Origin of the sequence: Streptomyces roseirectus (genome assembly GCF_014489635.1) — a bacterium.
Lineage (GTDB): Bacteria > Actinomycetota > Actinomycetes > Streptomycetales > Streptomycetaceae > Streptomyces > Streptomyces roseirectus.
The window spans coordinates 5,608,098-5,630,548 of the sequence record NZ_CP060828.1; the positions used below are offsets into that span (position 1 = coordinate 5,608,098).

At 73.3% G+C, this 22,451-nt stretch carries 20 protein-coding genes and 1 tRNA gene; 14 read left to right on the plus strand and 7 right to left on the minus strand.

The genetic code is table 11. The features are described 5' to 3' along the window. Window positions 1–18 precede the first annotated feature (18 nt). The 5 genes from moaC (at window position 19) to IAG44_RS23895 (ending at window position 3,360) form a co-directional block, all read left to right on the plus strand. Complete coding sequence (gene moaC, locus IAG44_RS23875) at window positions 19–498, plus strand: cyclic pyranopterin monophosphate synthase MoaC (protein WP_187749108.1); 480 nt, start codon at window positions 19–21, stop codon at window positions 496–498. Next, window positions 495–1,025: a MogA/MoaB family molybdenum cofactor biosynthesis protein gene (locus IAG44_RS23880; protein WP_187749109.1), complete on the plus strand. Its 531-nt coding sequence runs from the start codon at window positions 495–497 to the stop codon at window positions 1,023–1,025. Before moaC ends, IAG44_RS23880 begins: the two co-directional genes overlap by 4 nt. A gap of 26 nt (window positions 1,026–1,051) precedes the next feature. Then, entirely contained in the window at window positions 1,052–1,672 is a 621-nt protein-coding gene (locus IAG44_RS23885) for a GNAT family N-acetyltransferase (RefSeq protein ID WP_187749110.1), read from the plus strand. A 173-nt stretch (window positions 1,673–1,845) separates the two neighbouring features. Continuing rightward, window positions 1,846–3,189 (plus strand): divisome protein SepX/GlpR, encoded by a 1,344-nt coding sequence (sepX, locus tag IAG44_RS23890; RefSeq protein ID WP_187749111.1) that lies wholly within the window; start codon window positions 1,846–1,848, stop codon window positions 3,187–3,189. A gap of 97 nt (window positions 3,190–3,286) precedes the next feature. Next, window positions 3,287–3,360 (plus strand) — tRNA-Ala (locus tag IAG44_RS23895). Window positions 3,361–3,429: 69 nt separating this feature from the next. Here IAG44_RS23895 and IAG44_RS23900 read toward each other — a convergent pair. After that, a complete protein-coding gene (locus tag IAG44_RS23900) occupies window positions 3,430–3,921 on the minus strand; it encodes a hypothetical protein (RefSeq protein WP_187749112.1) in 492 nt (163 codons plus the stop codon). 11 nt (window positions 3,922–3,932) lie between these two features. Continuing rightward, complete coding sequence (locus IAG44_RS23905; RefSeq protein WP_187749113.1) at window positions 3,933–4,694, minus strand: sulfite exporter TauE/SafE family protein; 762 nt, start codon at window positions 4,692–4,694, stop codon at window positions 3,933–3,935. 84 nt (window positions 4,695–4,778) lie between these two features. Here IAG44_RS23905 and IAG44_RS23910 point away from each other — a divergent pair, with 84 nt between their 5' ends. Beyond that, on the plus strand, window positions 4,779–5,705 hold the full coding sequence (locus IAG44_RS23910; RefSeq protein ID WP_187749114.1) for a LysR family transcriptional regulator: 927 nt from the start codon (window positions 4,779–4,781) through the stop codon (window positions 5,703–5,705). Between the two features lie 26 nt (window positions 5,706–5,731). Here the strand turns inward: IAG44_RS23910 and IAG44_RS23915 are convergent, their stop codons facing one another. Together IAG44_RS23915 and IAG44_RS23920 are read right to left on the minus strand one after the other, a co-directional pair. After that, entirely contained in the window at window positions 5,732–8,137 is a 2,406-nt protein-coding gene (locus tag IAG44_RS23915) for an FtsX-like permease family protein (protein WP_187749115.1), read from the minus strand. Next, window positions 8,131–8,949, minus strand: a complete 819-nt coding sequence (locus IAG44_RS23920; RefSeq protein ID WP_187749116.1) for an ABC transporter ATP-binding protein — start codon at window positions 8,947–8,949, stop codon at window positions 8,131–8,133. The genes IAG44_RS23915 and IAG44_RS23920 overlap by 7 nt, the downstream gene beginning before the upstream one ends. 133 nt (window positions 8,950–9,082) lie before the next feature. On the opposite strand from IAG44_RS23920, the gene IAG44_RS23925 reads away from it, so the two are divergent. Together IAG44_RS23925 and IAG44_RS23930 are read left to right on the plus strand one after the other, a co-directional pair. Then, on the plus strand, window positions 9,083–10,378 hold the full coding sequence (locus tag IAG44_RS23925) for a sensor histidine kinase (RefSeq protein WP_187749117.1): 1,296 nt from the start codon (window positions 9,083–9,085) through the stop codon (window positions 10,376–10,378). A 17-nt stretch (window positions 10,379–10,395) separates the two neighbouring features. Beyond that, on the plus strand, window positions 10,396–11,043 hold the full coding sequence (locus tag IAG44_RS23930; RefSeq protein WP_187749118.1) for a response regulator: 648 nt from the start codon (window positions 10,396–10,398) through the stop codon (window positions 11,041–11,043). A gap of 258 nt (window positions 11,044–11,301) precedes the next feature. Here the strand turns inward: IAG44_RS23930 and IAG44_RS23935 are convergent, their stop codons facing one another. Next, on the minus strand, window positions 11,302–11,778 hold the full coding sequence (locus IAG44_RS23935) for a GNAT family N-acetyltransferase (RefSeq protein ID WP_187749119.1): 477 nt from the start codon (window positions 11,776–11,778) through the stop codon (window positions 11,302–11,304). A 137-nt stretch (window positions 11,779–11,915) separates the two neighbouring features. Here IAG44_RS23935 and IAG44_RS23940 point away from each other — a divergent pair, with 137 nt between their 5' ends. Next, window positions 11,916–12,719, plus strand: a complete 804-nt coding sequence (locus IAG44_RS23940) for an exodeoxyribonuclease III (protein ID WP_187749120.1) — start codon at window positions 11,916–11,918, stop codon at window positions 12,717–12,719. Window positions 12,720–12,956: 237 nt separating this feature from the next. On the opposite strand, the gene IAG44_RS23945 is transcribed toward IAG44_RS23940, so the two are convergent. Then, on the minus strand, window positions 12,957–13,574 hold the full coding sequence (locus tag IAG44_RS23945; RefSeq protein WP_187752843.1) for a MerR family transcriptional regulator: 618 nt from the start codon (window positions 13,572–13,574) through the stop codon (window positions 12,957–12,959). A 173-nt stretch (window positions 13,575–13,747) separates the two neighbouring features. Between IAG44_RS23945 and IAG44_RS23950 the strand changes: the two genes are divergently transcribed. From IAG44_RS23950 to IAG44_RS23965, 4 genes are all read left to right on the plus strand, one after another. Continuing rightward, window positions 13,748–15,316 (plus strand): flavin-containing monooxygenase, encoded by a 1,569-nt coding sequence (locus IAG44_RS23950; protein ID WP_187749121.1) that lies wholly within the window; start codon window positions 13,748–13,750, stop codon window positions 15,314–15,316. Beyond that, on the plus strand, window positions 15,313–16,179 hold the full coding sequence (locus IAG44_RS23955) for an alpha/beta fold hydrolase (RefSeq protein WP_187749122.1): 867 nt from the start codon (window positions 15,313–15,315) through the stop codon (window positions 16,177–16,179). Before IAG44_RS23950 ends, IAG44_RS23955 begins: the two co-directional genes overlap by 4 nt. After that, entirely contained in the window at window positions 16,176–17,063 is an 888-nt protein-coding gene (locus IAG44_RS23960) for an SDR family oxidoreductase (RefSeq protein ID WP_187749123.1), read from the plus strand. Before IAG44_RS23955 ends, IAG44_RS23960 begins: the two co-directional genes overlap by 4 nt. A gap of 209 nt (window positions 17,064–17,272) precedes the next feature. Further along, entirely contained in the window at window positions 17,273–18,163 is an 891-nt protein-coding gene (locus IAG44_RS23965) for an aminoglycoside phosphotransferase family protein (RefSeq protein ID WP_187749124.1), read from the plus strand. 82 nt (window positions 18,164–18,245) lie between these two features. On the opposite strand, the gene IAG44_RS23970 is transcribed toward IAG44_RS23965, so the two are convergent. Then, window positions 18,246–21,479 (minus strand): S41 family peptidase, encoded by a 3,234-nt coding sequence (locus IAG44_RS23970; RefSeq protein ID WP_187749125.1) that lies wholly within the window; start codon window positions 21,477–21,479, stop codon window positions 18,246–18,248. A 247-nt stretch (window positions 21,480–21,726) separates the two neighbouring features. Here IAG44_RS23970 and IAG44_RS23975 point away from each other — a divergent pair, with 247 nt between their 5' ends. Further along, window positions 21,727–22,329 (plus strand): TetR/AcrR family transcriptional regulator, encoded by a 603-nt coding sequence (locus IAG44_RS23975; protein WP_187749126.1) that lies wholly within the window; start codon window positions 21,727–21,729, stop codon window positions 22,327–22,329. Window positions 22,330–22,451 lie beyond the last annotated feature (122 nt).

Consider the following 22,451-nt stretch of genomic DNA (forward strand, 5'->3'; position numbering starts at 1 on the left):
CCGGGAGCGCCACACAGCATGAGCACGCAGGACCGACTGACGCACATCGACGAGGCGGGCGCCGCCCGGATGGTCGACGTGACCGGCAAGGACGTGACGGCCCGCACCGCGCGCGCCTCCGGACGCGTCCTCGTCTCCCCGCGCGTGGTCGAGCTGCTGCGCGGCGAAGGCGTCCCCAAGGGCGACGCGCTGGCCGTCGCGCGCATCGCCGGGATCATGGGCGCCAAACGCACACCGGACCTGATCCCGCTGTGCCACCCGCTGTCGCTGTCCGGTGTGACACTGGACCTGTCGGTCGCGGACGACGCCGTCGAGATCCTCGCCACGGTCCGCACGGCGGACCGCACGGGCGTCGAGATGGAAGCCCTCACCGCGGTCTCGGTCGCCGCGCTCACCGTGATCGACATGGTCAAGGCGGTCGACAAGGGAGCGGTCATCACGGACGTGCGCGTGGAGGAGAAGACGGGCGGCAAGTCGGGCGACTGGAGCAGGGCATGACCCCCGGCACGCCCGCCGGCGGCGCGCTGTCCGCGCCGTACTCCGCGCTGGTCGTGACCGCCTCCAACCGGGCCTCCGCGGGCGTCTACGAGGACAGGGGCGGCCCGCTGGTCGCCGAGGGCCTGCGCGGCCTCGGATTCGCCGTGGACGGCCCGCAGATCGTCCCCGACGGTGACCCGGTGGAAGCGGCCCTGCGCGCGGGTGTGGAGGCCGGGTACGACGTGATCGTGACGACCGGCGGCACCGGCGTCTCGCCCACCGACCGCACCCCCGAGGCGACCCGCGCGGTCCTCGACCGCGAGGTCCCCGGCATCGCCGAGGCCATCCGCGCGTACGGGCGCGACAAGGTCCCCACGGCCGCGCTGTCCCGGGGACTCGCCGGCCTCGCGCGCGGGACGCTCATCGTCAACCTCCCGGGCTCCACCGGCGGGGTGAAGGACGGACTGGCCGTCCTGGAGCCCCTGCTGGTCCACGCCGTCGACCAGATGCGCGGCGGCGACCACCCCAGACCCGGGGGTGCGAGCTGAACAGCCCCTCCTGGCCCGCCCGGCTGGTGGACGGCGACATCGTCCTGCGGCCCATAAAGGTGCGCGACCAGAACGCCTGGCGCGAGGTCAACCGGCGCAACCGGGACTGGCTGCGCCCCTGGGAGGCGACGATCCCGCCGCCCGCCCCGAACGGGCCCCTCGCGCACCGGCCGACCTACCGCCAGATGGTCCGCCACCTGCGCTCCGAGGCGAACTCCGGCCGCATGCTGCCCTTCGTCATCGAGTACCAGGGGCGCCTCGTCGGCCAGTTGACGGTCGCCGGCATCACCTGGGGCTCCATGTGCTCCGGGCACATCGGCTACTGGGTGGACCAGGACGTGGCCGGGCGGGGCGTCATGCCGACGTCCGTCGCGCTCGTCGTCGACCACTGTTTCCGCACCGTGGGACTGCACCGCATCGAGGTCTGCATTCGCCCCGAGAACGGCCCGAGCCGCCGGGTGGTGGAAAAACTCGGATTCCGCGAGGAGGGGCTGCGGCCGCGTTATCTGCACATCGACGGCGCCTGGCGTGACCACCTCGTGTTCGCACTCACCTCCGAAGAGGTACCCGAAGGGCTGCTGAACCGCTGGCGCCGTTCGTACGACCGGCACCGCGCGCCGGGTAATCCCACCGGACCAGGAAATTGAATAAATGTTCGATATTGATCGAGCGGTGACCGACTCGAAACGCTGAAGTTCCCACTCCTGGCGGTCCGCTGATCGCATCGGTCACAAAAAAAGCTCGAAATATCAGCCAGATCGTGCGACACACCGGCCCAATTGGCGGATGGCCTCAACCAAATCCCTCTACGGTGTGAGGCGTGAGCAGCAGCGGCCTCATCTACGCAGTCATTGTCGGGGCCTGGGCCGCCTACTTGGTGCCGATGTGGCTCCGTAGGCAGGACGAGCTGAACGAGGCCCGTCCGACGGAACGCTTCAGCACAGCCATCCGGTTGCTGTCCGGCCGGGCAGGGATGGAGCGCCGGTACGCCCGGGACCTGAGGGCCCGCTCCGCCGAGGCGGGGGAGCCCGACGACGCCTTGGACGTCGACACCGAACCGGTGGACGTCCGGGCCTTCGCCATGCCTCCGGCGCGCCCGCAGGCGCACGCGGTGGCCCCGGAACGAGAACCGGGCCGGCCGGCTCCCCAGGGGCGCGAGGCCAAGCAGACGCCCGCATCGGACCCCGCGCACCCCGCGCACGCGCGCGAGGCGCACGCCGGGCGGGAGGCGGGCCCCGGACGCGAGACGGGCGCCCCCCGCGAGGCAGCCGCCCCCGCGCGCGAGGCGAGTGCCGCACCCGCGCGTGAGGCGGGCGCCGCACCCGCGCAGCAGCGCGTACCCGCCGCCCGGCGCACGGCCCCGGAACGTCCCGCCACCGCGCGGGCGACCGAGCGCGCCCAGCGCTCCAAGGCCCTCGCGCGCCGGCGCCGCACCACGGTCCTCCTCTTCCTCGCCTTCACCCTGGGCGCGGTCGTCGCCGCCGTGGGGGGCCTCGCGTTCCTCTGGGCGCCCGGTGTGCCCGCCGTCCTGCTCAGCGCCTACATCGCCTACCTGCGCTCCCAGGAGCGCCGCCGCTTCGCCGTCCAGATGGACCGCCGGCGCGCGGAGGTCGCCGCGCAGCACCTCAAGGAACGTGTCCGCCAGCCGCACCGCCGCGCGTCCGCCGCCGTGCCCACGGAGGCGTTCGACGTCCCCGCAGAGGAGCCCGAAGCAGCCCCTGAACCCGAGGACCCGGGGCTGCTCGCCCTCGCCGCCGACCGCCGGGCGCTCGTCGAGCAGACCGACCACGCCGAGTGGGTCGACCAGCAGCGCGAGCGGCAGCGCCGTCCGGACCACGGCGACAGCTGGGACCCCGTCCCGGTGCCCCTCCCGACGTACGTCACCGCCCCGGTCGCCCCGCGCGCCACCTCCGACGTCGACCTCGGCGCCCCCGACACCTGGAGCTCCGCCCGCTCCAGCGCGGTCGCCCCGGATCACGAGGCGGAGCCCGAGACGGCCGCCTCGGAGCCCGCCCCCGGGGACGACGACGCCGCGCGCGCGGACGGCGGCGAACGCTCCGACGCCCGCCGCGCCGCCTCGGCCCGCCGCTCCCGCGAACGCGGCCGCACCCCCCTGTTCGACCAGTACGAGGACGGCGACCGCCCGCGCGCGGCCAACGAGTGACCGTCCGCCCCGTGACCTGCGAGCGGGCCTCCGGACCCCCGAGGGGGACGGATTTCCGAGCAGGGCGATGAGGGTGCTAGAGTTTCACTCGTTGCAAGGGCCTGTGGCGCAGTCCGGTAGCGCACCTCGTTCGCATCGAGGGGGCCAGGGGTTCAAATCCCCTCAGGTCCACCCGCAACAACTGCTCGCAATGCGAGAGCGGTTGAGAAGACCCCATCCAGTCGGATGGGGTCTTCTGTTTTAGCCAGGGCCTTCCGGCTGACGGGGTGTCCGGAGCAGGGCGCCCGAGACCGGAGTGGTTCCCGGGGTGTCGCCGTCGGTGTGGCGCAGGACCCAGTCGTCGAGGTCGAGAGCGGCTTCCAGGGGCTCTTGGAGGACGTAGGGCGGGAGTTGGGCCGTCCTGGCTGTGTCGAGGGCCCCCAGGGGCCGCAGTTGCTCGTGGAAGGCAGCCTCGGCGAGGGCGAAGCGGACGCGGGCGGCGCGGGGTGAGATGCCCAGGACGGCGCCGACGAGATCCCAGCCGGCGCCCGCGAGGCGTTCGTGGACGACGGCGGCGTCCAGGAGCCGGTGCGCGGCGGCCAGGACGCCGGCGGCCTCGGTCAGGAGGGCGCCCGGGGTGCCGGCGGCCACGGGGATCGGGACGGCCGCGCGCGCGAGGTCGGACAGGACGTACGCCTCGTACGAGGCGGCCAGTCGCGCACGGAGCGCCGGAGTCGGGGTGTCCTCGGACATGGGGATCCTCTTCAGCCACGTAGGAAGTACAGGACCGTCATCGCGGTCGCCGTCGTCAGGACGACGCCCTGGAGCAGTCGCGCGGGCATACGGCGGCCCAGATGGGCACCGGCGAAGCCGCCGGCGACCGCGCCGGTCAGGAGGGCCGTCAGGTGGCCCGGGACGCTCAGGGCGTTTGAGGCGGTCAGGAACAGGACGGTCGCACTCAGGTAGACCGCCGTGACCTGCGCCGTGCGCATCGGATTGCCGGTAGCCGCGTCCAGGCCCGTACCGACGCTCCACAGGGCCATCATCAGGATGCCTACGGCACCGCCGAAGTATCCGCCGTACACACCGAGCAGGAACTGACCCGCCAGGAGCACGCGCGGTGACAGGACCGCTGCGCGCCCGCGTGAGGAGGCGAGCGTCCGGGACAGGCGGGGACCGCAGGCCAGGGCGACCGTCGCGAAGGCGATCAGCCAGGGCACCGCCGCGTCGAACGACGAGGCCGGGAGCGCCAGCAGAAGACCCGCGCCCACCGAACCGCCCAGGACGCCGACGACCGTCAGATCCCTCGTTGCGACCCCTTCGACCTGCTTGATCTCCCGCCGGTACACCCACGCGCTCGCCACCGAACCGGGGACGAGCGCGACCCTGGACACCGCGTTCGCGGTGACCGGCGGCACGCCGAGGGCGACGAGGGCGGGCAGCGCGACGAACGTGCCGCCACCGCCTATGGCGTTGAGGGCACCGGACGCGACGCCGGCCAGGAGGACGATCAGGAACTCGGACACACGCCGAGCATCGCGGCACCACCGGCACGCCCACAATGCGCGATCGGCGCAGTCTGCCTATGGCCCGGACATAGGCTCGCAACCGTGCGCTACGACCTGGACGACCTGAGGCTCTTCCTGCACGTCGTGACCGAGGGGTCCATCACGGCCGGTGCCCGCCGCATGCACCTGAGCCTCCCGTCGGCCAGCGCACGCGTACGCGCGCTGGAACGCCAGGCCGGAGTGGAACTGCTCGTCCGCGAACGGCGCGGCGTACGGCCCACCCCGGCGGGGACGACGCTCGCCCGGCACGCGCGCGATGTGCTCGACCGGACCGCGCGCCTGGAGAGCGCCGTGGCCAGCTACAGCCGCTCGCCGGCGGCCCCTCTGGTCCTGCTGGGCGGCGGCTCCGCGATGCACCGGCTCGTGCCGCACGCCCTGGTGACGTTCCTGCGCGCGCACCCGGACGTCGACGTCACGGTCTGCGAGAGCCCCACCCCGAGAACCGTGCGCAGGCTCGCCGACGGGCAGGCAGACCTGGGCGTCGTCCTGGACGCCGAGGCCCATGACTGCGGGCTGCGGACGGAACCCCTGGGCGACGACTCCCTCGTGGTGATCGGCCAGGCCGGAGGGATCCTCGCCGGGCGGACGGCCCTGTCGTACGGCGAGGTCGCGGAGCACCCGCTCGTCGGGCTCGACGAGAACTCGTCGCTGCGCCGCTGGATCGAGCGCCGCCTCGGCGAGCACGCGCCGGCGGTGCGGTACCGGACGACCGTCGCGAGCCTGAACGTGCTGGTCGCCCTCGCGGCCGGCGGAGTCGGCCTCGCGGTCGTCCCGCGCCGGGCCCTCGACCCGGGGCGACCGCTCGACGTGTGCGAACTCCAGGACCCCTGGGCCCGCCGCCGGCACCTGCTGGCCTGGGGCGTCAAGGACAGCCCGAGGACGGCCGTCACAGCCCTCGCCGACCACCTGAGGCGCGCGGCCCTGGCCGAGCCGCCCTCCGGCGCCCTGACGGCCACGGAGAGCGACTGAGGGTCCTCTCGCGCCCGGCCGGCCCGTCACGCCTTCCGGCCCGCCCGTGCCGCGAGCGCCGCGGCCGACGCGAGGACCGCGAGCAGCGCGCAGACGGCCGTGACCGCGCCCAGGGCCGCCCAGGGCGGCGACAGGACCGGCGGCGCCGACAGCAGGCGCAGGGCCGCGCTCATGCCGGACAGGTCGACGAGCGTCACCAGGAGCCCCAGGACCGCCCCCGCGATGACGACGACCAGGGCCTCCAAGGCGGTCAGGCGCAGGAGTTGCGCGCGCGTCGCGCCGGTCAGCCGCAGCGAGGCCAGTTCGCGCCCCCGGTCGGACGCGGCCATCAGCAACGTGTTGACCAGCGCGATCGTCGTGTAGAGCACGGCGATGCCCAGGACCAGGAAGACACCCACGCGCGCGGCCCGGTTCGCGGCCGGACGTGCGGCCCGCACCCACTGCTCCCCCGTGAACGTCCGCGCACCGTCCACCGCGCGCAGCGCCGACTCCACCGCCGCCCGGTCGGCCCCCGCGCGCACGCGTACGTCGACACGGTCGACCACCGCCCCGGGCGCGTTCGCCGGGGTGACGTACGCGCCGTTCGCGCCCGTGCCGACGGCCAGGACAGCGGCGATCCGCAAGGTCCGGGGCGTGCCGTCCGCGAGCCACACGCGGACCTTCTCGCCGGCCCTGTGACGGGCCCACTCCTCCGTGACGACGATCGAGCCGTCGTCGAGGTCGGCGAGCCTTCCGGACACCACCGGCAGCCGCGCGGTGGCGGACAGCAGTGTTGGATCGACCGCTCGGGCCTCGGACTTCACCAGAGCGACACCGTCCTCCAGCGTGTGCAGGACCGTCGGAGCGGAGGCGGACACGTCGGCCCCGGGCACGTCCTTCAGGCGCGCGGCCGAGGCCGGATCCGACGGCCGGACGACGAAGTCGGCGGTCGTCTGCTGGCGTGCCTCACGCGCGCGTGCCTCCGCGAGCGTCGCGGGCGCGCCCAGCAGGGAGCCCGACAGGGCGACGGTCACCAGGACCGGGGCCGCCAGGGAGGCGGTGCGGCGCAGCGAGGCGGAGGCGTTCTCGCGCGCGAGGAGCCCCACGGCGCCCCTGAGACGGGTCGCGGGCCAGGAGACCAGCCGCACCAGCGGGCGGATCAGCGCGGGGGACAGCAGCGCCACCGCCGTGATCAGCAGCATGGGGCGGCTGACGTACGTCTTGCGGTGCAGCAGGTCACCCGGATCGGCCAGCAGGCTGTACGCCAGGGTCGCGACCGCCGTCAGCAGGAGGGCCGCGCCGCAGACCCGGCGCCCCAGGGGCAGTGTGCCCGCGTCCACGGAAGCCTCGCGCAGGGCCTGCGACGGGGCCGTGCGGCCCGCGCGCCAGGACGCGGCCACGGCACCGCCCACCGCGACTGTGACGCCCGTCCAGAAAGCCGCGTGGTACGGCCACGCGCGCCCTCCCACGGTGAACCAGGCGGGGGCGAGACCGGCGTCCACCACCAGGTCCGCCGCGTACGGGGCCGCGTACGCGCCGAGCGCGCACCCCGCGGCCGACGCGAGCACACCGATCAGCAGGGCCTCCGTGAGGACCGTCCGGCGGACCTGGCCCGCGGTCGCGCCCGCCATGCGCAGCAGGCCGAACTCCCGGCGCCGGCCGGCGACCGTGAAGGCGAAGGTGGAGGCCACGACGAACACCGACACGAAGGCCGTCACCCCGCCCGCCGTGCCGAACAGGGCGTTCAGCGCGGTCAGTTCCTCCGCCTGGCGGTCGGGGACGGCGTCGGCGTCGGCACGGTCGGCGCCGGTCAGGATCCGCACGTCCGTGCGCGCGAGGGCGTCGCGTACGGCCGACGGGTCGGCCTCGACCACCGCCTGCACGGTCCGCGGGGCGAGGGCGGCGGCCTGGGCGGCCGTGAAGAACACCGCCCGCTCGAAACCGAGGTCGCCTGCGAGTCCTACGACCTCGAACGTGCCTTGCAAGGTGCGGAGTTGAGCGCCCGGTGAACTCCAGTTCCCGGTCACCACGACCTCGTGGGAACTCTGCGGCGGACGTCCCTCGTTGAGGCGGTACGGGGCGAAACGCGCCGTCGGCCAGGGGTGGCCGACGAGGTCGCCGGGGCCGCCGTCGACGCGGACCGGGAAGGCGCGGTCCTCGGTGACGCGACCCGAGGCGCGCAGGGCGGTGAGGGTTTCGGCGGACAGGGGGCGCGGGGTGGCGAGTCCGGAGGTGCGGACACCGGTCGGGGTGGGCACACGCAGGGTGTCCTGGGCGCGGACGACCACGGGCGCCGCCGCGAAGCGCTCGGGGACGCGTTCGGGCGCCTGGAGCGAGGCGGCCACCGCCTGCCCCATGACGACGAGGAGGGCCACGGCCGGGACGAGGGCGACGAACGCGCCCAGGAACGTCACCCAGCGGGCGCGCAGACCGGCCAGGGTGACGCTCAGCACGGCAGCGCCTCCCGCCGCGCGTCGAGACCGCCGCGAGAGTCCTTCGCGTCCGGGCGCGCCCCTGCCGTCAGCCCCGCCATGTGCGCCGCGATCCGCTCCGCTCCCGCGCCCGCCAGCTCGCCGTGCACCCGCCCGTCGACCAGGAACAGCACCCGGTCCGCGTACGACGCGGCCAGCGGATCGTGGGTCACCATGACGACCGTCCGGCCGTCGGTGTCGACCGCCTCGCGCAGCAGCCGCAGTACCTCGCGGCCGGCCGTCGAGTCCAGGGCGCCGGTCGGTTCGTCGCCGAACAGGACGCGCGGACGGGTGATCAACGCGCGGGCGACCGCGACGCGTTGCTGCTGGCCGCCCGACAACTCGCCGGGGCGGTGCTCGGCCCGGTCGGCGAGCCCCACGCGCGCAAGCGCCTCCCGCACCCGCGCCGACGACGGACGTCGGCCGGACAGCCGCAGCGGAAGGGCCACGTTCTGCGCGGCCGTCAGGGACGGCAGCAGGTTGAACGACTGGAACACGAAGCCGATGTGTGCGCGCCGCAGCAGCGTCAGCCGGCGCTCGCTCAGCCCGGTCAGTTCGGTGCCGTCGATCCGCACCGAGCCGGACGTCGGCCGGTCCAGCCCCGCCGCGCACTGGAGCAGCGTCGACTTGCCCGAGCCGGACGGCCCCATGACGGCGGTGAAGGACCCGGCGGGCAGCGCGAGGGAAACGGCGTCCAGGGCCGTCACACCGGCGCCGTACCGCCTGGTCACAGAGGTCAGTTGAACGGCGGGGCGGGCCGTGGCACCGTCCGGCGCGGAAGCTGTCGAGGTCATGCCCCAACGAAACCGCCGCGACCCCCGCGCGGTCGTTGGGGCAGGGGCGAGACCTGGGGTAGGGCCAGGCATACCCCCGAGGCTCGGTCCCGCCGTATGGCCCGGCCGGGGCGGCGCTTCTACGGTGATCCGCATGGGGCGGGACGCGAGCGTGCGCGATGTGTGGGAGAGCCTGGCCGGGCGGGGGTACCTGCTGTCCCCGTGGCCGTGGCGGGCGGTGCTGTACCTGCTGACGGGCGCGCTGACCGGGGCGGCCGTCCTGGTGGGGCTGGTCCTGCTGGCGGTGGCGGGGAGCGTGCTCGCCGTCGTCCTCGTCGGGCTGCCGCTGCTCGGCTGTCTCGCCCTCGCCGGGCTGCCCGTCGCCGCGCTGGAACGGCGTCGGCTGCGGCTCGTCGACCGGGACGAGGCGCGCGGGGCGCACGCCGAGCCTGTGGAGCCGGGGCTGCGGGGCTGGCTCGCCGTACGCGTGCGCGAGCGCGCCACCTGGCGGGAACTGGGGCACGCACTGCTGACGGCCTGCCTCTGGTGGCCCGCCGAGGCGGTGCTGCTGGCCCTCGCGCTGGGCGGACCGGTGACGATGATCGCGGCGCCGGTGCTGTTCGGCACGGTCGGCGGCGGGCGCGAGACCAAGGTGCTCAAGGTGTGGACGGTCACCGGGTGGCCCACCGCCTTCGTGGCAGCCCTCGGCGGTGTGGTCCTGCTGGCCGCCGGGCTGTACGTCCTCGGCGTCGCCGCCGGGGCGCGCGGCGCGCTGACCCGGCTGCTCGTCGCCCCGCGCGCGGGCGACCTCGGCGAACGGGTCGTCGAACTGACCCGCTCGCGCGCGCGGCTGGTGGACGCCTTCGAGGCCGAGCGGCGGCGTATTGAACGCGACCTCCACGACGGGGCTCAGCAACGGCTCGTCGCCCTCTCCATGGCCCTCGGGCTCGCACGCCTCGACGCACCGCCCGACAGCGCGCTCGCCGCGCAGCTCGCGCGGGCGCACGAGGAGGCGGGCGCGGCACTGGCCGAGCTGCGGGAGCTGATCCAGGGCATCCATCCCCGGGTCCTCGTCGACCACGGTCTGCCCGCCGCCGTCGCCGATGCCGCCGACCGGTCACCCGTCCCCGTCGACACGGAGTGCGCGCTGCGCGGGCGCCTCCCGGAAGCCGTCGAGGCCACCGCCTACTTCGTCGTCCGGGAAGCGCTCGCCAACGTGGCCAAGCACAGTGGTGCCGAACGGGCCTGGGTGCGGGTCGGGACGCGGGGCGGAGCGCTGGTGGTGGAGGTGGGCGACGACGGGCGCGGTGGGGCGGACCGGGCCGCCGGGACCGGGATCACCGGACTCGCCGACCGGGTGTCGGTGGTGGGTGGAAGACTGGCGCTGAGCAGTCCGGCGGGCGGGCCGACCGTGCTGCGGGCGGAGATGCCCTGCGCCGCCGGGCGTTGACGGGGGAGGGAGCCGCCGTGGGGCTGAGGGTCGTCCTGGCCGAGGACAGTGTGCTGCTGCGCGACGGGCTGAGCGCGCTGCTCGCCCGGTTCGGACACGAGGTCGTCGCGGCCGTCGGGGACGCGGACGCGCTGCTCGCCGCGGTGCGCGAGGAAGCCCCCGACGTCGTCGTCACCGACGTACGGATGCCGCCCGGGTTCCAGGACGAGGGGCTGCGCGCGGCCGTCCGGCTGCGCGAGGAGCGGCCCGGTCTGCCGGTGCTGGTGCTCAGCCAGTACGTGCAGCGCGCCTACGCCGGTGACCTGCTCGACTCGGGGGACGGCGCCGGCGTCGGCTACCTCCTCAAGGACCGGGTCGGACAGGTCGAGGAGTTCGTCGCCGCGCTGACCGAGGTGGCGGGCGGCGGGACGGTCGTCGACCCCGAGGTCGTCCGGCAGTTGCTGCGCCGGCGGCGGGATCCGCTGGCTCGTCTCACCTCGCGGGAGAGGGAGGTGCTGGCGCTGATCGCCGAGGGGCGGTCCAACGCGGCGATCGCCCGTGAGCTGGTCGTCTCCGAGGCCGCGGTGGGCAAACACATCGGGTCCATCCTCGCGAAGCTGGACCTGCCGCCGGCTGAGGACGCACATCGACGAGTGCTGGCGGTGCTGGCGTTCTTGCGGGAGTGAGCGGGAGCGAGCGGGAGTAAGAAGGGGTCGCGGCGAGGGCGGCGAAAAAAATTCTGGGGAATCCGGGGAATCGTGAACCGGTCGGCGGGGCCGGAACGATGAAGGGGTACAAGCGCGAAAAATCGGGAGCGGAGGAGACGAGGAGGCTTCGGTGAAGGCGATGAGGCAAGCGGTGAGGACAAGGTCGGGGCGGACCGCCGAGGCGGAAAGAGAAAGGGGACGGCGGTCCGGGCCGGGCATCGGCGGCGGTGCCCTCGGCTACAGCGGCTTCGCGTAGCAGCGACTCGAGTCGTAGTCGCGGTAGTAGCCGAACTTCGGGCAGGGCTCGTAGCCGCTGGAGAGGTACAGGGCGATGGCCTCGGGCTGCTCGGTGCCGGTCTCCAGGATCATGCGGGTGCGGCCGGCGGCTCGGGCGTCGTCCTCCAGGGCGGCGAGGATGCGGCGGGCGAGGCCGTGGCCGCGCATCTCGCGGATGACGAACATGCGCTTGAGCTCGGCGTCGCCGTCCGAGTGGCCCTCGTCGCTGTGGTCCTGGCTGCGCCAGCCGCCGGTGGCGACGGGGCGGTCCGCGTCGTCGTAGGCGATGAGGTAGAGGCCCCGCGGCGGCTTGAAGTCGGAGGGCTCCAGGTGGGTGGCGTCGCCGCCGTCGCCGTAGCGCTCGTGGTACTCGGCCTGTACCTCGTCGTTGAGCTTGACGGCGTCGGGGTGGTCGAAGGGGACCGGGCGTATGTTCATGCAGGTCACTGTACTTCTATGCGGAATCGGAGGGAGGTGGTTATCCGGGCTTGGTCCAGTGTGCCGGTATCGTTCCGGCGGGCCGACCGTGACCAGGGTGAAGGGGTCACGTGGCCGCGACGTGAGAGGCGAGTCTTGTGCTCACTGTGACGACCGTGAACGTGAACGGGCTGCGTGCCGCCGCGAAGAAGGGCTTCGTGGAATGGCTCGCGGACACCCCCGCCGACGTGCTGTGCCTCCAGGAGGTACGGGCCGAGGAGAAGCAGCTGCCGCAGGAGGTGCGGGCGCCGGAGGGGTGGTTCGTCGTCCACGCGCCGGCCGCGGCGAAGGGGCGGGCCGGGGTGTCCCTCTACAGCCGGCGGGAGCCTGACGCGGTGCGGGTCGGGTTCGGGTCGGAGGAGTTCGACGACAGCGGGCGGTACGTCGAGGCGGACCTGCCCGGTGTGACGGTCGTCTCCCTCTACCTGCCCTCCGGTGAGGTCGGGACGGAGCGGCAGGACGAGAAGATCCGGTTCATGGACGAGTTCCTGGTCCACCTCAAGGAGCTGCGGGTGCGGGCGGCGGCCGAGGGGCGCGAGGTCCTTGTCTGCGGCGACTGGAACATCGCCCACCAGCAGGCCGACCTCAAGAACTGGCGCGGCAACACCAAGAACTCCGGGTTCCTGCCGGAGGAGCGGGAGTGGCTGGGCGCGGTCCTCGACGAGGGGGACGGGGGGTACGTCGACGTCGTGCGGGCCCTGCATCCCGATGTCGAGGGGCCGTACTCCTGGTGGTCCTACCGGGGGCGTGCCTTCGACAACGACACGGGGTGGCGCATCGACTACCACCTCGCGACGCCGGGGCTCGCGGCGAAGGCGGTCAAGGGGTACGTCGAGCGTGCGGCGACGCACGGGGAGCGGTGGTCGGACCACGCGCCGGTGACGGTGGTGTACGAGGTCTGAGGGGGGATCCTCGGCCGGGGCTGCGGGGCTGCGGGGCTGCGGGGCTGCGGGGCTGCGGGGCTGCGGGGCTGCGGGGCTGCGGGGCTGCGGGGCCGCGGGGCCGCGGGGCGTCCTCGCGCAGGGGGTGTTGGCTCTCCGGGGGCGGGGGACTCGTCCGCTTCGGGGGTGCCGGGGTGGCAGTTCCTTGAGGGGGGCCTCCGGAGCCTGTCTGTGTTGTGCCGCTCGCCTGGGGTGCCGTCAGTCCGGCGGGCGTAGGTGGCGGTCGAGGGAGAGGGAGAGTTCTGCTTCGAAGATGGCCTTGGCGAGGGGGCGGAGGCGGGGGAGTTGGGAAGGGGGGAGGTGGTGGAGGAGGGTGGTGGTGAAGAGGTCGGCGAGGGCGTCGGTGTGGGCGCGGACCTGGTGGGCGGTGGCGAGGATGGCGGAGAGGGGGATGCCTTCGCGGACGAGGGTGGAGGAGACGTCGAGGAGGCGGCGGCTGATGTGGACGATCTCGTCGCCGTCGGTGCCGAGGTAGCCGAGGGAGAGGGCGGCGGCCAGGTTCTCGGGGGTGGCCTGGCCCTCGAAGCGGGCGGCCAGTTCCTCGGGGGTGAGGTGGACGGGCTCTTCCTCGGTGGGGGCGACGCCGAGGAGGTCGGCGACGTCGCGGCCGTGGTCGAGGGCTTCGGCGAGTTCGGCGATGCCGTTGAGGGTGTGGCCGCGTTCGAGGAGGGCGGCGATGGTGCGCAGGCGGGCGAGGTGGTGGTCGTCGTACCAGGCGATGCGGCCCTCGCGGCGGGGCGGGGCGAGGAGTTTGCGTTCGCGGTAGAAGCGCAGTGTGCGCACGGTGATGCCGGCGAGGGAGGCCAGCTCCTCCATCCGGTATTCGCGCTTCACCGAGGTCTCGTCCTGACTGTCCGCCACGCCCCGAACTGTATGTCGTACCGCCGGTAACTTTCCTCCGTGCGACCCCTACCCATCGGTAAGGCGCTGCTCTACAGTCCGACTGTGCCAGTGATTACTGGCGCGGTCGCGCGAAGGAGGGCGTCTTCATGGCTGGACGCGAGCATGTGAGGGTGGCGGTGATCGGGTCCGGGTTCGGCGGGCTCGGGGCCGCCGTGCGGTTGCGGCGTGAAGGGATCACCGACTTCGTGGTCCTGGAGCGGGCCGACAGCGTGGGCGGCACCTGGCGGGACAACAGTTATCCGGGCTGCGCCTGCGATGTGCCGTCGCACCTGTACTCCTTCTCCTTCGCGCCCAACCCCGAGTGGCCGCGCGTCTTCTCCGGGCAGGGCCACATCCGGGCCTACCTGGAGAAGGTCGCGGACGTCTTCGGGATCCGGCCGCATCTGCGGTTCGGGGCCGAGGTGAAGCGGATGGAGTGGGACGGGCGGCGGCTGCGCTGGGACATCGAGACCGCCGCCGGGGAGTTCTCCGCCGACATGGTGGTCTCGGCGACCGGGCCGCTGTCCGACCCGAAGGTGCCCGACGTCCCCGGCCTGGAGACGTTCCCGGGTGAGGTGTTCCACTCCGCGCGCTGGAACCACGACTACGACCTGCGCGGCAAGCGGGTCGCCGTGATCGGGACGGGCGCGTCGGCGATCCAGATCGTGCCGGCGATCCAGCCGCTCGTCTCCGGACTGACGCTGTTCCAGCGGACCCCGGCGTGGGTCATGCCGCGCGTGGACCGGGCGATCAGCGGCGTCGAACGCGCGGTGCACCGCAAGCTGCCGTTCACGACGCAGGCCAGGCGCGGACTGCTGTGGGGCATCAGGGAGTTGCAGGTCCAGGCGTTCACCAAGCACCCCAACCAGCTCGGTCTCGTCGAGAAGTTGGCCAAGGCAAACATCGCCAAGTCCATCAAGGACCCTGCGCTGAAAGCCAAGTTGACGCCCGACTACCGCATCGGCTGCAAGCGGATCCTGCTGTCCAGCGCCTACTACCCGGCGCTCGCGCGGCCCAACGTGGACGTCGTCGCGAGCGGCCTGAGCGAGATCCGCGGGTCGACGCTGGTCGCCGCCGACGGCAGCACGGCCGAGGTCGACGCGATCGTCTTCGGCACCGGCTTCCACGTCACCGACATGCCGATCGCCGACCGCGTCGTCGGGGTGAACGGCCGTACGCTCGCGGAGAGTTGGGGCGAGAGCGGCATGGAGTCGCTGCGCGGCGCGGCGGTGGCCGGGTTCCCCAACTGGATGACGGTCATCGGGCCCAACACGGGCCTCGGCAACTCCTCGATGATCCTGATGATCGAGTCGCAGCTCAACTACATGGCCGACTACCTGCGCCAACTCGACGTCCTGGGCGGCAAGGTGGCCCTCGACGCCCGCTCCAGCGCCGTGCACCGCTGGAATCGGCGCGTGCAGGACCGCATGGAGCGGACCGTCTGGAACACGGGCGGCTGCGTCAGCTGGTACCTCGACGAGCGGGGCCGCAACACGACCGTCTGGCCCGGCACGACCAGCGAGTTCCGCCGCGCCACCCGACGCGTCGACCTCGCGGAGTACGACGTGCTGAGGGCGCCCGGCCCGCAGCAGCACAACTCCCAGCAGGACAACTCCCAGCAGGACAACTCCCTGGAGAACAAGGCGAGTCGCGACGTCGACGAGGTGGCCGCATGAGAACGCTCACCGCCACCTCGCGCGACGGCTCCCCGCTCCACGTCGAGATCCACGGCCCCGAGACCGCGCCCGCCGTCGTCCTCGTGCACGGCTGGACCTGCTCAACCGCCTTCTGGGCGGCCCAGATCGACGGCTTGAAGCGCGATCACCGCGTCATCGCCTACGACTTGCGCGGCCACGGACGCACCCCCGCGAGTCCTGTGTCCAGCACGGAGGCGCTGGCCGACGACCTCGAAGCGGTGCTGCTCGCCACCCTCGCGCCGGGCGAGAAGGCGGTGGTCGCCGGTCACTCGATGGGCGGCATGACCGTGATGGCGGCGGCCGGGCGGCCCGCGTTCGAGGCGCACGTCGCGGCAACTCTGCTGTGCAGCACGGGGAGTTCACGACTGGTCGCCGAGTCGACGGTCGTCCCCATCGGGCCGGGGCGGGTGCGGACCTGGCTCACCGGGAAGATCCTCGGGTCGAAGGCGCCGCTCGGGCCGGTCACCCCCGTCGGCAAGCGGATCCTCAAGTACGCGACCATGGGCCCCGGTTCGGCCCCGGAAGCGGTCGAGGCGTGCGCGCGGATCGTGCACGCCTGCCCCCGGAAGGTGCGCCACGACTGGTCCGTCGTCCTCGAATCGATCGAACTCGGCGACCAGCTCGCCCGGTTGAGGGTCCCGACGGCCGTCGTCGCCGGTGCCGCCGACCGGCTCACCCCGCCCGCGCACGCCCGGGAGATCGCCGCCGCGCTGCCCAACTGCCTCGGCCTCACCGAGCTGTTCGGGGTCGGCCATATGACGCCCGTCGAGGCGCCGGATCTGGTGACCGCGCGGATACGTGAACTAGCCACCACCTACAGTCAGTTGAAGGAGGGCGCATGAGCAAGGTGAGCCTGGACGGACAGGTCGCCGTCATCACCGGGGCCGCGCGCGGTGTCGGTGAACTGCTCGCACGGAAGCTCTCCGCGCGCGGGGCGACCGTCGCGCTCGTCGGACTTGAGCCCGAGGCGCTGAAGGAGGTCGCCGAGAAACTGCACGGCGACAGCGGCCACTGGTACGCCGACGTCACCGACCAGGACGCCATGAACCGGGTCGCCGCCGAGGTGAAGGAGCGGTTCGGGAAGGTCGACGTCGTCGTCGCCAACGCGGGCGTCGCCGCCGGGGGCACCTTCCTCGACTCCGACCCCGACGCGTGGCGGCGCGTCATCGAGGTCAACCTCATCGGCTCCGCCGTCACCGCCCGCGCCTTCCTGCCCGTCCTCATGGAGAGCCGCGGCTACCTCCTCCAGATCGCCTCCCTCGCCGCGCTCACCCCCGCGCCGATGATGAGCGCGTACTGCGCGTCCAAGTCGGGCGTCGAGGCGTATGCGCACAGCCTGCGCGCCGAGGTCGGCTACCGGGGGGTGCGCGTCGGCGTCGGCTACCTCTCCTGGACCGACACCGACATGGTCCGCGGCGCCGACCAGAACGACGTCATGCGGGAGTTGCGCCAGCGGCTGCCCTGGCCCGCGAACAAGACGTACCCTCTCGGGCCCGCCGTCGAGCGCATCGCCGACGGCATCGAACGCCGGGCCACCCATGTCTACGGGCAGTGGTGGCTGCGGGGGATGCAGGGTGTACGGGGTTACCTCCCCGGGGTGATCGGCGCGGTCGGCGTCCGCGAGATGCGCCGGGTCGCACCCCGGCTGGCCGGGATGAGTACGGGGCTGGTGGGGGCGGGCGGGTCCGCCGACGAGGCGGTCAGGGCGGCGGTACGGGAGGGGTGAAGGGGAGGGGGACGGGAGGGTGAGGGGCGGGCGTACGCCGCTGGGGGTAGGGGGGCTACGGGTATGACGGGGACGGGGTGGCGCGCCTCGTGCGTAGAACCGCTGCCCCGCGTCCGCACGTCATACCCGTAGCACCCGTAGCACCCGTAGCACCCGTAGCACCCGTAGCACCCGCACCGCCCCACAGCACCGCCCACCCCGGAGCCCCCATGCAGCGCACCGACACCGACGAACCCTTCGTCCGTGCCCTCCTCCGCGACCAGCACCCCGACCTCGCGGACCTTCCCATCCGCCCGGTCGCCGGCGGCTGGGGCAATCAACTCTGGCGGGTGAGCGGGGAGTTGGCGGTGCGGCTGCCGATGACGCAGGACGCGCCCGAACTGCTGGCCAACGAGTTCCGCTGGCTGCCGCAGCTGGCCGGCCGGCTGCCGCTGCCCGTGCCGACGCCGTTGCGGTTCAGCGAGCCGAGCGAACGGTTCCCCCGGCCGTGGACGGTCGTGAAGTGGGTGCCGGGCGAGCCGGCGGACGGGGCCGAGATCACCGAGGTGGCCCGCTCGGCGGACGTCCTCGCCGGGTTCCTGCGGGCCCTGCACCGGCCGGCGCCGGACGACGCGCCCGTCAACCCCCGCCGCTGCGGCGACCTGGCCCCGCTCACCGAGTCGTTCGAGGGCGGGCTGAAGAGCCTGGTCGACGACGCCGACGCGCCCCGGCTGCGGGACGTGTGGAAGCGGGCGGTGGCGGCGCCGCGCTGGGGCGGGCCGCCGGTCTGGGTGCACGTCGATCTCCACCCCGCCAACGCCCTCGTCACGGACGGCGTGCTCTCCGGCGTCATCGACTTCGGCGACATGGGTGCGGGGGATCCGGCCGCCGATGTCGCCGCCGCCTGGAAGCTGTTGCCCGAGGGCGGGGCGGACGGGTTCCTGCGCGCGTACGGGGACGCCGACGAGGCGATGGTCCACCGGGCGCAGGGGTGGGCCGTGCTGTCGGCGTTCGGCCTGCTCAGCGTCGGCCGGGCGTGGGAACAGGGGCTGCCCGGCGGCCAGCCGACATGGGGGAGGGCGGGACGCCGGACGCTGGAGAGGGTGCTGGCGCACGGGTAGGGGGGCGCGGGTATTACGGGTTTCACGTACCCCTCATGAGCTACCCCTCATGAGCTACCCCTCATGAGCTATCCCTCCCGAACTACCCCTCCCGAGGCGGCAGCTTCGGCCTGGACCGGTCCGGTACCCCCCGTAGATCCGGCGGCCCCGCCACCTCCCCCTTCTCCAGCAGCTCCAGCGCCAGCCCCACCGCGTCGTCCAACTGGGCGTGCCTCCCCTCGGCCCAGTCCAGCGGTGTGCGCAGTGCCTCGACGTCGGGATCGACGCCCCGGTTCTCCACGGACCAGCCGTACGCGTCGAACCAGGCCGCGTTCATGGGGACGGTGATCACAGTCCCGTCCCCCAGTTCGTGCCGCCCGGTCATGCCGACGACTCCGCCCCACGTCCGCTGCCCCACGACCGGCCCGATGCCGAGGAGTTTGAACGCGGCGGTGATCATGTCGCCGTCGGAGGAGGTCGCCTCGTCGGCGAGGGCGACTACCGGGCCGCGAGGGGCGTTCGACGCGTACGACACGGGCTGGGCGCCCCGCGTGACGTCCCAGCCGAGGATCGTGCGGGACAGCTTCTCGACGACCAACTCGCTGATGTGGCCCCCCGCGTTGCCCCGCACGTCGACGATCAGCGCGGGCCGGGACACCTCCATCCGCAGGTCCCGGTTGAACTGCGCCCACCCCGAACCCCCCATGTCCGGGATGTGCAGGTACCCGCACCGCCCGCCGCTCAACTCCCGTACGACCTCACGGCGTTTGGCCACCCAGTCCTGGTAGCGCAGGGGCCGTTCGTCGACCAGCGGCACGACCGCCACCCGCCGCGCGGGCCGACCCCCCTCCTCCACCCCGCCCTCCACGAACGTCAGTTCCACCGTCGTCCCGCCCGCCCCCGCGAGCAGTGGGAACGGACCGCTGACCGGATCCACGACCCGCCCGTCCACATGGGTCAGCACCGCCCCTTCCCGGATCCCGGTCCCGGCGAGCGGTGAACGGGCCCTGGAATCCGAGGAGTCACCGGGAAGAACCCGGGCCAGCACCCAACGCCCCTCCCGGCGGACGAAGTTGGCGCCGAGCAGCCCCTGCCGGCGCTGGTAGTGCGCAGGCCCCTCGTTGCGCCGCGCGGCGGCGACGTACGCGTGCGAGGTCCCCAGCTCGCCGACGACCTCGCGCAGCAGATCAGCGAACTCGTCGGGAGACGCGACGCGTTGGACGAGCGGACGGTACTGGTCGAGGACGCCGTACCAGTCGATGCCGCACATGCCGGGGTCCCAGAAGTAGGCGCGGATCAGCCGCCCCGCCTCCTCGTAGGACTGCGCCCACTCCGCGCCGGGATCGACCTCGTGGAGGATGCGGCGCAGGTCGATCCAGACGGTCGAGTCGCTGTCGCCGGGCTCGGCGGAGGGGACGGCGCGCAGCTCGTCCTCGTCGACGACGACCAGGCGCGTGCCGTCGCCGCTGAGCGCGAACCAGTCGAGGTGGGCGACGAGTTCGGACTTCTTGGCCTTGCTGATGGTGAAGTGTTCGAGGGTCGGCCGCTCGCTGGTGTCGTCCGGGTTGGCGAAGGTCTCGCCGAGCGCGCCGGAGATCGGCCAGCGCAGCCACACCAGCCCGCCGCCGGCGACCGGGTGGAGCGCGGAGTACTTGGAGGCGGTCACCGGGAACGGCGTGACCCTGCTCTCCAGCCCCTCGACCTCGACGGTCACCGCGCCGCCGTCCTCGGTCTCGGCGGGTACGGGGTCGAGCCCGCCCGCCGCCGGACGCCCGTCCGGGTTCAGCGCGAACGGGGAGGGGGTGGCCGAGGAGAGGGGGACCAGGTAGGGGCGGCAGCCCAGGGGGAAGGAGAGGTCGCCGGTGTGGACGTCGTAGACCGGGTCGAAGCCGCGCCAGGACAGGAACGCGAGGTAGCGGCCGTCGCTGGTGAAGACCGGATTCTCGTCGTTGAAGCGGCCGTTGGTGACGTCGACGATCAACCGGTCCTTCATCCGGGCCAGTTTGATCTGCCGCAGCGAGCGCCCGATCCCGGGGTGGGACCAGGCCAGCCAGGACCCGTCGGGGGAGAACGCGAGGTCTTTGACGGGCCCGTTCACGGACCGGATCAGCTCCGTCGGGGTCTCCGGCCCGGAGACGTCCAGCAGCAGCACCCGCCCGTCGTGCGAGGCGATCGCCAGCCGTTCCCCCTCCGGGTCGGAGACCAGCTCCAGGACCCGGCCCAGTTGCCCGGACGCCAGCCTGCGCGGCGGGCGTTCACCGCTGGCGCGCGGGAGGTAGGCGATCTCGACGGCGTCCTCGCCCTCGGCGTCGGTGACGTACGCGATCTGGCCGCCGGAGCCCAGCATCTCGGGGAGTCGTACCCGTACCCCTGGGGTATCAGTGATCGTCCGCGCGGGCCCGTCGCGGTGGGTCAGCCAGTAGAGGCTGCCCCGTACGACCACAGCGCTGGCCCGGCCGGTCTCGTCGACGGAGACGCCGTCGACGTGCTGCGCGGCCGGGATCTGGTAGGGCCGCCGGCCCGCGCGGGGGCCGCCGAGGCGGACGTCGAGTCGGCGGGGGACGGCGCCGGCGGACAGGTCCTCGACGAGCCACAGGTCGCCGGCGCACTGGTAGACCACCCGGGTGCCGTCGGTCGAGGCGTTGCGGGCGTAGAAGGCGTCGTGATCGGTGTGCCGGCGCAGGTCGGAGCCGTCGTACGCGCACGAGTAGAGGTTGCCGACGCCCTCGTGGTCGGAGAGGAACGCGACGCGGCCGGCGACCAGGAGCGGGGAGGAGAGGTGGCCGGCGAGGTCCGGCAGGAGCCGGCGGCCGTGCAGCCACAGCCGGCCCGTCGCGCCGCCCCGGTACCGCTTCCAGGCGGCCGGTTCGTGCGGCGGGGTGCCGGTGAGCAGGAGGGTCTTGCGCTCGCCGTCGAGGTCCGCGACCTGGAGGTCGCTCACCGGGCCCCAGGGCAGGGGGCCGCCCGGGTCGCCGTCCGGGGGGACGTCGTACGCCCAGGTGAAGTGGGAGAAGGGCTGGTTGTGGGAGGCGACGGCCAGGACGTGGCCCTCGGGGGTCCAGCCGCAGACGCGGGTGTCGGCGCTGCCCCAGTGGGTGAGCCGGCGGGAGCGTCCGCCGGCTACGGGTACTACGTGGATCTCGGGAGCGAGGCTGCGCCAGGTGGTGCAGGCGATCTCGGTGCCGTCGGGGGAGAAGCGGGGGTGGCCGGTCTTGGTGCGGTCGACGGTGAGACGCCAGGCGCGACCGGGGCCGTCGAGCGGGGCCAGCCAGAGGTCGTCCTCGGCGACGAAGCACAGGAGGTCGCCGGCCAGGTGGGGGAGGCGCAGGTAGCTCACGGGTTCCATGCTTTTCCGGGGGCGGGGGAGGGGCAACTCAGAAGTAGGGGGTACCTCAGGGGTACCCCGGAGGTAGGGGCGGCTCAGGACGCCGGGCCCGGGGCCGCGCGCACGCGTTCTTACGCTTTTTTCACCAACGTGACCCAAGCCACGTACGAAACCGTTTCGTTTCGCTTGGCCCTCGGGGTATCGTCATGGACGTAGGAAAACAGCGCGGAGAAGAAGCGCGGAGAAGCGGAGGGGCGTCATGACCGATGTCGCAACGGCGCGTCGCAGTCGGATCACGCCCGAGCGCGAGGCGGAACTGTACGAGGCCGTCCTCGAACTCCTCCGCGAGGTCGGCTACGACGCCCTCACCATGGACGCCATCGCCGCCCGCACCCGCTCCAGCAAGGCCACGCTCTACCGCCAGTGGGGCGGCAAGGCCGAACTGGTCGTCCGGGCCATCCGGTACAGCAAGCCCGACGCGACGGGAGACATCGACACCGGCTCCCTGCGCGGCGATCTGCACGCCGTCGTCACCCTGGAGGACGACTGCACCCACGAGCGGAACTCGGCGCTGATGCGGGGTGTCGCCATGGCGATGCACAACAACCCCGATCTGCGCGAGGCCCTGCGGGCGCAGCTCGTCGACCCGGAGCTGTCCGACTTCCAGACGGTGATCCAGCGGGCCATCGACCGGGGTGAAGTCCGCGCGGACTGCCCGGCGTTGGAGTTCATGCTGCATATGCTGGTCGGCGGTTTCGCCACCCGGATGCTGCTCGACGACCAGCCGCCGACGCAGGCATTCCTCACCTCGTACATCGACGCCGTAGTCCTCCCCGCACTCGGCGTCGACCCCACTGCCTGACCCTGCCCGGCCCTCCCCGGGCCGCAGCTCCTCACCTCCCCGAACCACAGCACCACGCCACACCTGACGTCACCGCTCAAGTCGTCGGGCCGATCGACGCCGCCCTCGAACGGGCTACCTCC